This window comes from Cytophaga aurantiaca DSM 3654, from assembly GCF_000379725.1.
GTDB lineage: Bacteria > Bacteroidota > Bacteroidia > Cytophagales > Cytophagaceae > Cytophaga > Cytophaga aurantiaca.
Window position 1 is genome coordinate 37,760 of sequence record NZ_KB903639.1, and the last position, 14,876, is coordinate 52,635.

Below are 14,876 nucleotides of genomic sequence, written 5' to 3' on the forward strand. Positions count from 1 at the left end.
ACTTAAAACCTATTACTTATAACTTAGATTAGTATCCTCCATTCAGCTTCCGTATCACCCATTCACCACTCACTAATGCGATCAACAGCAATAGAATCCATGGGAGATTGATGATCTCGTTTAAGCTTTCTTTGGAACGGATGATGGTTTTAAAGTTTTTATTTTTTAATTCTTCTATCAACGCATCGGCTTGATTGATGGTGTAAAATTTGCCGTTGCTCTTATTCGAAATTGTTTTCAGTAAATTAAAATCGGCTTTGATCGATTGGGCTTCCAGACTTGTTTTACGGATAATAAATTCGCCTACGCTTTTTTCTGCTTTGCCGTTCAATGTAGTAGATGCAGTATAATGATATACGCCTTCTGTCAATCCTTTTATTTCAAAGCGGTTATTGCCCGGACTGGTAGAAAAAGAATAGTTGAATACTTTGCCTGCTTCGTTTTTGATCTGCAGAGAAATATCTGTTCCGTAAATGCGTTCCATGATATCGTTGTACAGCTCCGCTTCGAAGTATAAATGTTCACCGCTTTGCAGATCATTCACAGTAGGGTACACGCGGAACTTGCGCTTATCGTTTTGGTTCGACATATACTGCACGCATTTCTGAATAAACTCATCGAATGTATTTGTGTTTTGCTGAAGCAATTGATTGTGCAGGCGCCATTGCCAGATACCTTCTCCGGCTAACACCATTGTTTCTCTGTTTGAAGAAATACTCAACAAAGGTTTGGTCGTAACCACTCTGCCAACACGTTGAAATAAAATAGTAAGTCCGTCTTGTTTTAATTTATAATCGCCGAAGAAACATTGTAGTGGCGGCGCGCTACCCAACAGTTCCTGTATTCCGGCAGGCATCACAAAACGATCGAACGAACTGTTTACATCGCCATAGATCAGATCTTTTTGAGAGCTGCGCACAGCGATCTGCATCAATGAATTTGTCTGATTAAAATGCGGAATGCTTGTTTGATTGCTAACGATAAACCACTTCGGCGCTTTGGAAGCAACCAATGCATCAAATTCTTTTTTACCTGTTGCAGTTCCATCCGGGAAATGATGAAAGATGATCAAGCTGTAATTATCCACTTTGTATTCATGAATACCCGGGATGAATATAGTAGTTTCAATATTTTCCTTTGCAGATAATGCAGCCTGTATGGCTTTAATGTCGGGGTGTGGAGAAGGAGCAACGATCAATACTTTCTGTTTGTTGTCTACAATATCAATGTACACATGCTGCGTATTGTTTTCTGTAGTAAACTCTTCGTTCAACGGAACAACTTCTACTACATAATGCTGTATACCGACCACGTCAGACGATGTTCTGAATTCGATGGGAGCCTGTGTTTCAGATCGGCTGAAAGTGATTTTTTGAGAAGCAAGAACTTTCCCCTTTTGCTTGAGTTGAACAGTTGCCGCAATACCGTTGTAGCCTTTCTGTGCAAGCTCGGCAAGGATTGGGAATGTATTTCCTTTAAAGGCAAGTTTGTTGTGAATAGCAGAAACCAGACGCACATCTTTTTTATCGGTGGTGTCGCCGATACCAATGGTATAAATAGGTGCAGCCGATGGCGTGATGCTTGGGTTCATACCTACATTGTAAATGCCATCCGACAATAAAATACTAGCGGCGATGTTTTTTCCGCTTTCTTCCTGCTTCGGCTCCTGAATCAGTAGATTTAAATTTGAACTTGCGTGATTGAATGAAATGGCGTTCAACTCTGCTTTGCCGTCAAATGAATGTACACGTGTTTCAATGCCTTCGCTTTCCAATGCAGAAGTAATTTTTTCGATGGTGCTGATCCATTGTACACGTTGTGTAGAATCACTGATCAATTTTAGGGAAGAAGAATTGTCGATGTGAACGAGGATTGTAGGTTTCTCTTTGCTGTTTTCAAAATAACGGATCACCGGACCGAATAATAAGTATACAATAATACTTACCAATACCACGCGCAATGCTGCCAGTATATAATTGGTGCGTTTGCTCCAGAGTGTTTGTTTTTTAGAATAGAGAGTGTATCCGTACGTTGCACCGATTGCAATACAAAGAAGAATAAACCAAGGCGAACTCGATGCGTAAAGTGAAATGCCGTTCATAGATAAAAGAAATCCTGCACCGGTTTAGATGCAGGATTGAAGATAAAAAGAAATTTTCAAAACCTATGAGGTTTATAATTAAACCTATGAGGTTTTTCTAAATAAAGAGTACTGAGATTTTGGGTTATATGAGGTAATGGATAGAAAACCTCATAGGTTTGGGATAACCAACCTGACTAGGTTAACATACCGCCATCAACCTGCAATACTTGTCCAGTTATATAGGTAGAAAGTTCAGAACCAAGGAATACGCACGCATTTGCCACGTCTTCGCTTTTCCCAGCACGTTTTAATGGAATACCATTTTCCCACTCCGCTTTCACTTTCGGATCTAACACTTCTGTCATTTCAGTTTCAATGAAACCCGGAGCGATTGCGTTAGAACGGATGTTACGTGAACCCAATTCCTGCGCTACCGATTTTGTGAAACCAATGATTCCTGCTTTCGATGCAGCGTAGTTTGTTTGTCCGGCGTTACCGCTGATACCAACTACAGAAGTCATGTTTATGATTGAACCTGCCTTCGCTTTCATCATTGGTTTTAAAGAAGCTTTGGTAAGGTTGAATACCGATTTTAAGTTTACTTCGATAACCGTATCCCACTGTTCTTCGGACATACGCATCAATAAACCGTCTTTGGTGATACCAGCGTTGTTTACAACAATATCCAACTGACCGAAATCTGCTAATACGGAGTTTACAAGTTCTTCTGCTTCTGTATATTTAGAGGCATCCGAACGATATCCTTTTGCTTTAATGCCCAATGCCTGCAATTCTTTTTCTACCGCCAGACCTTTTTCAACACTGGATAAATATGTAAATGCAACATTTGCACCTTCTTGTGCATAACGGATTGCAATTGATTTACCTATACCTTTTGATGCTCCGGTGATAAGAGCAGTTTTTCCACTAAGTAAGCCCATTTTACGATGTTTTAAAATTTGTATTAGGGGTCAAATATACCCTAGAAATGCCAAATTCCAAAAGACTGCCTATTAGAAATCCCAAATAACAAAACACAAATTTCAAAGACGTAAATCGATACATTTTCTCAATAGTTTAACTCGTAGAGGATATTTAATATTCTATTAAACAGAAGGTTGTGGTATGTTGTATCTTTGAAACCTGCATTTTATCCCCGAATCCTTTATTATGAGTCTAAATCCCTTAAATTTGCACCGTTAATTTACACGTATAAAGATATGTCAACAAAGTTCGATGTTATAGTGATCGGTAGCGGTCCTGGTGGATATGTAGCTGCAATCAGAGCTTCTCAATTGGGAAAGAAAGTAGCGGTAGTGGAGAAAGCGGAATTAGGCGGTATTTGTTTGAACTGGGGATGTATCCCTACGAAAGCACTTTTGAAAAGTGCTCAAGTATATGAATACATCAAACACGCAAAAGATTACGGTATCAATGTGGGTTCAGCAGAAGCAGACTTCTCTGCCGTTGTAAAACGCAGTCGTGATGTAGCAGCTGGTATGAGCAAAGGTGTTCAGTTCTTAATGAAAAAGAACAAGATCGAAATCATTACAGGCTTCGGTAAGTTAGCTAAAGGCAAGCAGGTTGAAGTTACGGACGATAAAGGAAATAAAAGCCTTTACGCTGCAGACCATATCATCTTAGCAACAGGCGGGCGTGCACGTGAATTACCAAATGTGAAGATCGACAACAACAAGATCATCGGTTACCGCAAGGCGATGGTGTTGGAGTCTAAGCCGGAGAGCATGGTAATCATGGGGTCAGGTGCAATTGGTGTTGAGTTTGCATACTTCTATGCAACGATGGGTACGAAAGTAACAATCGTTGAATACTTGCCGAACATTGTTCCGGTTGAAGACGAAGAAATTTCTAAGCAATTAGAAAAAGAATATAAGAAAATGGGCATTACCATTATGACCAATGCAGCTGTTGAATCAGTAGATACAGCAGGTAAAGGTTGTAAAGTGAAAGTTAAAAAAGGCGATGCAGTTGAAACGATCGAATGCGATATAGTTCTTTCTGCAGTAGGTGTTACGACAAACCTTGAAGGCATCGGTCTTGAAGATGTAGGTGTTGCTACTGACAAAGGACGTGTATTGGTTGATGATTTCTACAAAACAAATATCCCGGGTGTATATGCAATCGGTGATATTGTTAAAGGTCCTGCGCTTGCACACGTTGCTTCACACGAAGGTATTATCTGCGTTGAAAAAATTGCAGGGTTAAATCCGGAGCCAATGGATTACGGCAACATTCCGGGTTGTACATACTGTACGCCTGAAATTGCTTCTGTTGGTTTGACTGAAAAAGCTGCAAAAGAAAAAGGATACGAATTGAAAGTAGGTAAGTTTCCATTCTCTGCATCAGGTAAGGCAAGTGCTGCCGGTGCAAAAGAAGGTTTCGTTAAAGTTATCTACGATGCGAAATACGGCGAGTTACTAGGTGTTCACATGATTGGTGCGAACGTTACAGAGATGATTGCTGAAGCAGTTGTTGCACGTAAATTGGAAGCTACAGGTCATGAGATCATCAACGCGGTTCACCCGCACCCTACAATGTCTGAAGCGATCATGGAAGCTACAGCTGCTGCGTACGGTGAAGTGATTCACTTGTAATACGAAAATAAGAACTGCGGTCAGACCACTTTTTTGTGGTCCGACCGCTTGAATGATAATGAAAGGCTCTGCAGAAATGTGGAGCCTTTTTTTATTTTTTATCCTCTGCATGTGATGATCTATTCCCTTCCGAATGCGGTATACAGGCATTGCAGCAGTGCAAATAAAAACATTTTACCCAATTCTCACCATTTCGTCTTGCTAGCCGTATATTACTGTATCAGAATAATCAGCTACCTCGAAAATGAAAATACTACTCACCGGATCTTCCGGTTATATTGGAAAAAGACTTCTTCCTGTCTTGATAGAAAATGGTCATGAGGTCGTTTGTTGTGTTAGGGATATCAAACGGTTTTCTCCTCCGGCCTCACTAAAATCAAAAATTGAGATTATACAAATTGATTTGCTTGATAAAAATTCTCTTGAGAATATTCCAACCGATATAGACGGCGCTTTTTATCTGGTGCATTCCATGTCGTCTTCTTCAGACTATCTTCAACAGGAACAGGAGTCGGCAGAAAATTTCAGATCTGCACTTTCTAAAACCAAGGTACGCCATGTTGTGTATTTAAGCGGCATCGTGAATGAATCTACCTTATCGAAGCATTTGACATCCAGAAAGAATGTAGAATCAGAACTAAGCAAAGGCAGCTACAATTTCACAACCTTACGTGCAGGCATTATCATCGGGTCTGGCAGTGCCTCTTTTGAAATCATGCGCGATCTGGTTGAAAAGCTTCCTGTGATGATTACTCCTAAATGGCTCAATACAAAATGTCAGCCGATTGGTATTTCAGATGTGATCAACATGTTGTCAAAAACGATCTTCAATCCAAACACATTTAATAAAAATTTTGATATCGGTGGTCCGGATATTTTGTCTTATAAAGACATGCTGCTGAAGTTTGCTGAAATACGGAAACTAAAACGGCGTATTTTTATTGTTCCGGTGATGACGCCAAAACTTTCTTCGTACTGGCTGTATTTTGTAACGTCAACATCTTACAAGCTTGCCATTGCGCTGGTGAATAGCATGAAAATAGAAGTGGTCTGCCGCAACAATGATATCAGTGCCATTCTTGAAATTGAGCCTATGCGTTATGAGGCAGCATTGGAAAGAGCATTCCGTAAAATTGAAAGCAATGAAGTTGTTTCGAGCTGGAAAGATTCGTTCATCAGCAGCAGCTTCAATCTGAATGTATCCGAGTTTATTCAGGTGCCGACCTTTGGTTGTTTTACTGATGTACGGATGAAGACTTTCATCGATCGGGAGCATTGTATCAATAACATCTGGAGCATTGGTGGTACAAACGGATGGTATTATGCAAACTGGCTGTGGCGCATCAGAGGTTTTCTGGATAAGATGGCAGGTGGAGTTGGGTTGAGAAGAGGACGTACTTCGGAGAAGCAGTTATATGTTGGAGATGCACTGGATTTTTGGCGAGTACTGTATGCAGATAAAGGAGAAGGGCGCTTGTTGCTGTTTGCTGAAATGAAATTACCCGGTGATGCCTGGCTTGAGTTTAAGATTGTAGATAATACCTTGATACAAACAGCAACCTTCCGACCCTTGGGACTGTTGGGAAGAATGTATTGGTATGCGATACTACCATTTCATGGATTCATTTTTAATGGTATGATCCGGAAGATTATAAAACAAAATAACGGCTCATAATCATTCGGTATATCTGTATCTTTCGCCAGTCTTGGCCTGGCGAGGACTGGTGTTTATTATTTTGCAGTCTTTGACTGCATATAGGAAAAGGTTGATGTGATCTTAACTCCATCGTTCTTCCGGATTTGTAATTGGGAAGCCAGATAAACAGGATTTGTAATCCTCATTGTTGTTTTTGTTTGTTGAATATTTTTACTCCCATTAATTCGTATATTAACACATAGTTTATTATCCATCTCATGAAGAAAATACTTTTAATCACACTTATTTTTTTAGGTTGTCAAAGTGTTCCTATTCCGAAGGAAGAAATAACAAAGAATCTTTCTGAAGCGATGAAAACCTGGGATGTGAACAGGATTATTACTTATGCGCCGGAAGCTGGATATGGAACAATGGAGTTCATCGGTTTAGATGGTTTATTGGAAGAGAAGGATGTAACCCGGGAAGAATTGAAACAACGATTGAGTGATTTTTTTTAAAAAAACCGGTTAAAGCATACGAACATATGCATGAAGATTCCATAAAACTCCGGGAATATTTTTCTGATTTGGTAAATTGAAATGCACAAATATAAATTTCTATATATTTATTACCTATGCAATCATAAATGATACATACAAAATGTATTGCTTTAATATGTTTAATGAAGATTCGAAAGAAGCTCAGGACATATTAAGTGGCATTATATAACTAAAATATATCAACTACAAATTTACTATTTATAAAAACACAACTTTGATAATTTATGAAAAAAACGTTAGGTCGCATCGCATTGTTTTTTAAGAGATTTAATTTTCTCTTTCGTTTGATTCCTGTTGTAGCCGTTTTCTATTTTATATACGGAATAGCAATTCCTGATATTAAGTTTAACCTGACAGGCGGGAAAGCAGTTGAAATGACGTTTGAAGAATTAATGAATGCGCCTGTTGATCAGATACCTCGTTATGTGAAAATTACAGACGCTGTGGTTCCTTCTGCATCGTATGCAGAATTTAGAAACAGTAAAAGCAATTCTTTAAGCAGTATTTATTATCCCGTATATTCAAGTAAAGATGTTAAACTTGATATCAAAGAACTTAAGGACGCAATGCATTCCGGCAACGTACAAGTTGTAGCGGATTCGACAGGCAAAATTTCTGTATTGAAAAATACAGATGCTATTGTTTCGAAAGTAATCATTCATGATCCTTATGTGAAAGAATCAGAACTGGACAGTACGGGTGGGAAATATTTTAACAATCCCAATTTTACGATCGAAGGACAGTACAGCGATGAAAAAGTAAGTACTGAGGTATTAAACTTACTTACAGAAGCAGGTATAAATGTAAGTCCGGATGCAATTGTTTTAAATAAAGGTTATACTCCTTCGAAAACAATTAATGCTTTAATTGCAGTATGTATTGGAACAATAATTATTGCTCTAGTGTGTTTGTCATGTTTGCCAGAAAAAACGTTGCAAACCTGGATCGTATAAAACTAGTTTTCAATTACCTTCTCTGGCACCAGTCTTAGCGAAGCGTTGACTGGTGCCTCTCATTCCGCAGTCTTTGACTCAATTTGAAAATAAGTTGATTATATCTTAGCTCACATTAACTCGTATATTAACACATAGTTTAATCTCCGTCCCATGAAGAAAATACTTTTAATTACACTTGTTTTGTTAGGTTGTCAAAGTGTTCCTGTTCCGAAGGAAGAAATAACCAAAAATATTTCCGCAGCCATGAATACATGGGATGTAAACAGGATCATTACCTATGCACCACAGCTTGAATATGGAACAATGGAATTTATGGGTGCAGATCGGGTGTCAGAAGGTAAAGATGTAACCCGGGAAGAATTGAAAAAACGATTGGATGAGTTTGGAAAACAAAATCCGGTTGAAAGCTACGAACACACATATGAAGAATTTAAAGATTTTAGTTTGCCGTTTTCTTTTGGAGACTGAAATGTACAAATAAGAATTTCTATATTATTATTTATTATGTAATAATGGATGAAAAACGTAAAATGATTTCCATGCATATTTTTGATGAAGATTATCAAGAGGCTCAGGATATATTAAAACGTATTGGAAAATAATAGGAGTGATTAAATCTTGTGCAAAATCATGACACCTGAAGAGAAACAATCCGAATTAAAACGACACCGCGATATCTTACTCGCGACATTTGACTACTTTATTGAGCGCTCAAATGTTGAGGCATATGGAGAGTTTGATATAGTAGCACACTACCAGCAATTGAAAGAAAAGACCGAAGAAAAATATCAAAAAGGAAGTTTGACATGGATGAGGCAGTGTCTTCGGGATATGAATGAAGCGACAAGAGAAACAGATGACTTTGGTTATGGTAAATATATAAAGGAAAAGACAGGTTATGACCTGGATGTTTTTTCCAGCTTTCACAAACGCATCGACAAGATCATAGAGCCCAAACAGATCAAAACAGAAAACCAATACCGTGATGTAATGTCGATGATTGATAATCTGTGTCAGCAAACACCAGTTGATCAGCAGAAGCTGGATCTGTTGAATGATTTAATAATAGATTTTGAAGATAAAATAAGCGGAACCAAAACCCCGAAGAGTAAGCGTCAATCTTCTTCAAAAGAAAAACACTTTTTTAATGTATTGTTAGAAAGTCCTTCGCCTGACAACAAACGTACGTTGATACTTACAGAAAGCGGCACAGAGGGGATTGGAGAACATACGCAAGTATTTATTCAATTTGAAAGTTCATGCTCAGGAGTGTATGCTCCGAACGGAATAAATTTAGGTATAAAAACATATTGGAAAGACAATAACACCATTGTTATTGAAACAAAAAAAGAATTTCGTGCTACGGAAAAATGGGAACAGATTCAAAACTATAAGGATATTATAAAGGTTGAATATATTGAAAAACAATAAAATTGATTTGAATATGAAACTACTATATGGCTACATTTTTTTAACCGTGATTTTTTTACTCTCATGTGAAAGAAAACAACAGAAAGAGGTTCTGAAAGAAGATACATTGCAAGCCGTGATTCAACAGGATTCTCTTAAACAGCTAAATGCCGATAGTATTTCAAATGATGTAATAGCAATCGTATCCGATACATTTCCTCAAATAGATACATTACTTAAACGCAATGCAACTAAATACATTCGTTTAGATTCAACGGCTTCGGCAAAGCAGTCTTCAATAACAAAACTGCCGTTTGAATCCCAAAAGGCCGGGAAGGATCCATCTTTTATATTGCCGGTAATAGATACGATTATTTATTATTCATGGGAAACGGGTTTTAATTTTAATTTTAATGATAGAGAAGAACTTTTCGCATTTAATAAATACAATAACCGGTTGCCCGATATTTATAAGTATCAGGTTTATTATACACAGTTCTATTGTCGGTCAAGCCAGGAATATGAACAGTTGAACATTTGTAAAAATTTTGTAGAACTAACCTGCGGCTTTCTTATATTTTATGATCCCCAAAATAAAAAAGCGCTCATAGTGAATGTGCAAAATAGTTATTACATCGACTCAGCAATCGAGATGGATTTTCTAATAGATTCAGATTATAAAATATTGATTAAGGAAGAAGGATTTACTGATGGTGATGATGGTAATTCTGCGATGAAGTATTCTGAATACAATGCAATAATACAATTCACTAAAAATGGGAAGATTGTAATTGATGCAAAATGAAACGCATGCTGTTCACTGATATCTCCGCCCTTGTCGGTGTTTAGCGAGATCGATAGATGATGTTAAATTTACTGTAACCCGAGCGTCACCGACACGTTGCCCATACAAACTGCTAACCTATTCCTATGAAAAAGAAAATCAACATACAAAACGATGATGGGGTAATTGAGCTTCGCGGAAGCTTTCAGGATGCGGCTTTGTATTTGAATAAAGAACCGATACAATACACATGGTTCGCAGAAATTGGCTCAACGTGGAGGTTTCACATTGCAAAGGGCTTGCCTCCGGGAACGATTAAAGAGAATCTGGAAAATCAGGAACGTGTTAAAAAAGGAATTTTAACAGAGGAAGATTTTTATGCGATAGTGGATTATTATAAACAGTTTTTAGCAAGAGGAGAATACGAATTCGGATATTATAAATTACATAAACATCACGACTGGATAAATATTCCGAAGAATGATGAATTTAAACATTTTGATTATTATGGAGGTTGTCCGGATCTCATTCCTACCCAGAATAATATAAAAGAGTCCTGGGTTGAGTTTTATATCGAACAAATAAAAGAAGGAACGAAGCCAGCTATAATTATTTTACAGAATGAAGAATCTTGTCTTAACTTCATCCTGGACGGGCATCATAAATTCTTAGCGTATCGAAAAGCCAATGCAGAACCGCATGCATTGATTATTACAAAACTCAATAAATCAAATCTGTCAGTTACTGAAGCGCTTGACTTAGCAAAGAAAATGAACTGCAACAATGAAAAGTATATCAATTCTATTAAAGAAGAGAAGGAAATGGAATTATATACTATGCGACTGGATTTGAATAAAACGTATCAGGAAATTGAAATGTAAAATCACATTGGTTTGTGGTACATAGATCGAAACTTATTCTTATTATTAAAAGATGTGCAGATATGTGCTGGATTTTAGATACATTATAAAAATAAAACGCATCAACCAATTATGAGCACAACCAAAACATTCATCGAACCTTACCTCTCTAAAAAAACGGAAGTTGTTATTAACGGTGAAAAAGACAATATCACTTTTATTGATTGGGATGTATTATCCGGAACTATGGGCGAGGAGTATACTGATATCCTGGACTATTTTGTAAACGACGAAGCATGCGAAGATAAAATAGCAACCGGCGATTGGAAACCCTTTGGATTGTTGGGCTTGAACCACCATCCGGAAAACTACGGAGAAATGAGTAATGGTGGCTTACTGTTATTTGATGTATCGAATGAAGAAGCTACGGATCCGGCTATTCTCTTATGGTTAGAAGGAGAAGAAAGAACAATCGCAGAACATTTTTCGGATTTGAAGATCTCAGTGATTGAAGAATAAAATATTTTTCAACAACAAACCTCTTCCGGATTTGTAATCCGGAAGCCAGATAAAAGGATTTGTAATCCTCTTTATGTTGAATAAATCTCAACAGTAGAGAGCCACTGACCACTGTTTACTGACTACTGTTTACTAACACCCCATAATTATACAACGAAATCCAAAACAAATGTAAAAAGAGTGTTTCTTGAAACAGGTTTATTTGTACTATAAACTAAATAAACTCAACCTATAAACACGAACATTATGAATGGCTTTTTCAGAACAATCATTGCAGGCTACGGCGCAAAAAAATTAGGAGGCGGATGCCTGGGTACCATCATCGTGTTCATTATTATTTATATGCTGCTTAAATATGTGTAGCATACTGTAAACGACATCCATTATAATTAAACAAAAAGAGTCCCGTCCCGATAACTATCGGGACGGGACTCTTTTTGTTTAATTAGTGTGTAAACTATTAAATGGATTGCATAGCCCACGGTTTTAACCATGGCTATTTTATATATATTCCGTGTATAATCCGCCTACATTCCGCCTATGATCCGCCTCATAATAAATAAAATGATTGAATTGATTCCGTTGGTCTGCAAAAATAGTAAATCAAAAAAATAAGAATACATCAAAAAATCCGTCCCTAATCCAATACAAAGTTTTGAAAAATAAAGATAAGTGCCAAAGAAACCCTCCTCATCCGCTCAAAATCCTGTTTTGTCCTACAACCCTATAAACGTGTCCGGAGGCTGTTTATTTTTTCAATCGTGCCAAAATCCTGTTTTATCATTAAATCTTTAAAATACTGTTTACTTTTTTAACCCTTCATCAGTAGTATAAAAAATCACGTCCGTTTAGACCCGTAATTTTAATTATATAAGGCATGAAAAGATCAATACTTTTAAAAATCGTATTTGAGAAACTCTCACCAATAGTATTCTCATTCGCATTATTGTTTGTAACTATGCAAACATACGCACAGACAGTAACCACTAATACGCAAAGCACCAACAATGGTTTCTTTTATTCCTTCTGGAATGATAATTCCCAGGGGTCTGCATCCATGACCTTAGGTGCTGCAGGTAACTACAGTACAACCTGGAACAATGTCGGGAACTTCACGGCAGGTAAGGGCTGGGCTGTTGGGAAAGCAGACCGCGTGGTATGTTTTTCCGGTAGTTTTAATGGTGGAAGCAATGGTTTCTTAGCCTTATATGGTTGGACAAAAAATAACCTGATCGAATATTATGTGTGTGAGAATCACGGATCATGGACACCACCGGGCAATACAAGTGATATTCAGCAAAAAGGAACATATACAAGTGACGGCGGTACATACACGATCTATACAGCTACACGTACAAACCAGCCATCGATTATAGGTACAGCAACATTCAAACAATATTGGAGTGTGCGTACACAGACACGTTCAAGCGGAACCATAACCTTTGCCAATCACGTTGCCGCATGGCAGGCAGCGGGCATGCCTATGGGTACAACCTGGGATTACCAGATCATGGAATCAGAAGGATACCACAGTTCAGGAAGTTCAAACATTACAGTAAGTGAATGCCCTAGCTGTGCAACAGCTGCACCAACAGTTCCTGCAGCAGTTGTTAACTACGATCTGAATGCCTCAGCAACTCAATTAACTGCAACCGGTACTGCTTTAAAATGGTATACAGTATCTAGTGGAGGTACTGCTTTATCTGCAGCTCCAACACCGAGTACAAGTACTGCCGGAACAACGGTATATTATGTTGGACAAACATTGAATGGTTGTGAAGGTCCAAGAACTTCCGTTACAATTAATGTAGTAAATAAATATAAGATTTTTAAAGTCTCAACACCTATAGCCATTGATGGTACAATAGAAGCCACATGGAACAATGCAAGTGTATTACCTGCAGCTGCTGCAAAATTATTGTCGGGTACAGTAACAAACGCCGCGGATTTGTCAGGTAATTTTAAAGCCTTATGGGATGATACATATCTATATGTATTGGCTGACGTTACAGATGCGAATCTGATAAATGAAAGCACGAATGTATACGACGATGATGCAGTAGAAGTATATGTCGATATTAATAATGATAAAGCAACTACTTACGGTACAAACGATGTACAGTATTCATTTGGCTGGAACGATGGTACAACCGTTGGTTCATTGCCTTCAGGAAGATCTACAACAAATATTACGTATTCTGCGGTAGCTAAAACAGGAGGATATATCGTGGAAGCACGTATCCCATGGTCAACCTTACAGGGATCACCTGTAATCGGTCAGTTGGTTGGGATGGATTTCATGATCAACGACGATGATGATGGTGGAACCCGCGATGGTAAACTTGCCTGGAACGCAACAGCAGATGATGCCTGGGAAGATCCGTCTTTATTTGGTACTGCAATTTTACAGGGCTTGCTTCCTTGTACTACTCCTGCGGCACCAACTGTTACATCAACAGCAACGTATTGTCAGAATTCAACAGCAACAGCTTTAACAGCAACCGGTACAAGTTTATTGTGGTATACATCTACGACAGGTACAGGATCAGCTACGGCAATAACTCCATCTACGTCTGCAGTAGGAACAATTAATTATTATGTAACTCAAAATGTAGGCGGTTGTGAAAGTTCAAAAGCACAGATCGCGGTAACCGTAAGTGCGGCAACAACTGCAGCAATCACAACAAGTGGTTCAACATCCTTCTGTGCAGGTGGAAGTGTAACATTAACATCAAGCACAGGTTCTTCTTATATTTGGAAAAACGGAACAACACAGGTTGGAACAGCAGCAACATACGCTGCAACAACAGCCGGTTCTTATACAGTAGAAGTAACCAATGCAAATAATTGTAAAGCAACGTCAGCTGCAACAGTAGTAACGGTAAATGCTGCTCCAAACGCACCAACAGTAACGGCAACAGTTGCTTATTGTCAGAATGCAGCAGCAACACAATTGACTGCAACAGGAACTGCATTAAAATGGTACGCAGATAATACAACAACTACAGCATTAGCATCTGCACCAACTCCTTCAACTTCAGCAACAGGTACAACAAACTATTTTGTATCCCAAACTACAAACGGTTGTGAAAGTGCAAGAGCACAAATTGCAGTAACGGTTAATACGTTACCAACTGCAGCAATTACAGCAGGTGGTTCAACAACATTCTGCGCAGGTGGTTCAGTAACATTAACTGCAAGCACGGGCTCTTCTTATATCTGGAAAAACGGTTCCACACAAGTTGGAACGGCAGCAACGTACTCTGCAACAGCAGCCGGTTCTTACACCGTAGAAGTAACCAATGCCAATACATGTAAAGCTACTTCAACTGCAACAACCGTAACAGTAAATGCTGCACCAACTGCTCCGGCAGTAACCGCAACAGTTGCTTATTGTCAGAATGCTGCAGCAACCCAATTGACTGCAACGGGTACAGCATTGAAATGGTACGC

At 38.3% G+C, this 14,876-nt stretch carries 12 protein-coding genes; 10 read left to right on the forward strand and 2 right to left on the reverse strand.

The genetic code is table 11. The features are described 5' to 3' along the window. Positions 1–28: 28 nt before the first annotated feature. Both A3EE_RS0110715 and fabG read right to left on the reverse strand, forming a co-directional pair. Complete coding sequence (locus tag A3EE_RS0110715) at positions 29–2,101, reverse strand: hypothetical protein (RefSeq protein WP_018343445.1); 2,073 nt, start codon at positions 2,099–2,101, stop codon at positions 29–31. A gap of 176 nt (positions 2,102–2,277) precedes the next feature. After that, entirely contained in the window at positions 2,278–3,024 is a 747-nt protein-coding gene (fabG, locus tag A3EE_RS0110720) for a 3-oxoacyl-[acyl-carrier-protein] reductase (RefSeq protein WP_018343446.1), read from the reverse strand. A 279-nt stretch (positions 3,025–3,303) separates the two neighbouring features. On the opposite strand from fabG, the gene lpdA reads away from it, so the two are divergent. From lpdA to A3EE_RS21950, 10 genes are all read left to right on the forward strand, one after another. After that, positions 3,304–4,698, forward strand: a complete 1,395-nt coding sequence (gene lpdA, locus A3EE_RS0110725) for a dihydrolipoyl dehydrogenase (RefSeq protein WP_026209729.1) — start codon at positions 3,304–3,306, stop codon at positions 4,696–4,698. Positions 4,699–4,942: 244 nt separating this feature from the next. After that, a complete protein-coding gene (locus tag A3EE_RS0110730) occupies positions 4,943–6,373 on the forward strand; it encodes an SDR family oxidoreductase (protein ID WP_018343448.1) in 1,431 nt (476 codons plus the stop codon). A 239-nt stretch (positions 6,374–6,612) separates the two neighbouring features. Further along, positions 6,613–6,852, forward strand: a complete 240-nt coding sequence (locus tag A3EE_RS0110735) for a hypothetical protein (protein ID WP_018343449.1) — start codon at positions 6,613–6,615, stop codon at positions 6,850–6,852. A gap of 266 nt (positions 6,853–7,118) precedes the next feature. Continuing rightward, positions 7,119–7,847: a hypothetical protein gene (locus A3EE_RS0110740; RefSeq protein ID WP_018343450.1), complete on the forward strand. Its 729-nt coding sequence runs from the start codon at positions 7,119–7,121 to the stop codon at positions 7,845–7,847. 153 nt (positions 7,848–8,000) lie between these two features. Then, positions 8,001–8,318 (forward strand): hypothetical protein, encoded by a 318-nt coding sequence (locus A3EE_RS0110745; protein ID WP_018343451.1) that lies wholly within the window; start codon positions 8,001–8,003, stop codon positions 8,316–8,318. 162 nt (positions 8,319–8,480) lie between these two features. Then, positions 8,481–9,281: a hypothetical protein gene (locus tag A3EE_RS0110755; RefSeq protein ID WP_018343453.1), complete on the forward strand. Its 801-nt coding sequence runs from the start codon at positions 8,481–8,483 to the stop codon at positions 9,279–9,281. A gap of 13 nt (positions 9,282–9,294) precedes the next feature. Then, entirely contained in the window at positions 9,295–10,065 is a 771-nt protein-coding gene (locus tag A3EE_RS0110760; RefSeq protein ID WP_157446977.1) for a hypothetical protein, read from the forward strand. Between the two features lie 125 nt (positions 10,066–10,190). Then, positions 10,191–10,925, forward strand: coding sequence for a hypothetical protein (locus A3EE_RS20370; RefSeq protein WP_018343455.1), 735 nt, complete (start codon positions 10,191–10,193; stop codon positions 10,923–10,925). A 111-nt stretch (positions 10,926–11,036) separates the two neighbouring features. After that, positions 11,037–11,423 (forward strand): hypothetical protein, encoded by a 387-nt coding sequence (locus A3EE_RS0110770; RefSeq protein ID WP_018343456.1) that lies wholly within the window; start codon positions 11,037–11,039, stop codon positions 11,421–11,423. 877 nt (positions 11,424–12,300) lie between these two features. Next, the coding region (locus A3EE_RS21950; RefSeq protein WP_211208929.1) for a glycoside hydrolase family 11 protein at positions 12,301–14,876 on the forward strand (2,576 nt) is incomplete at its 3' end.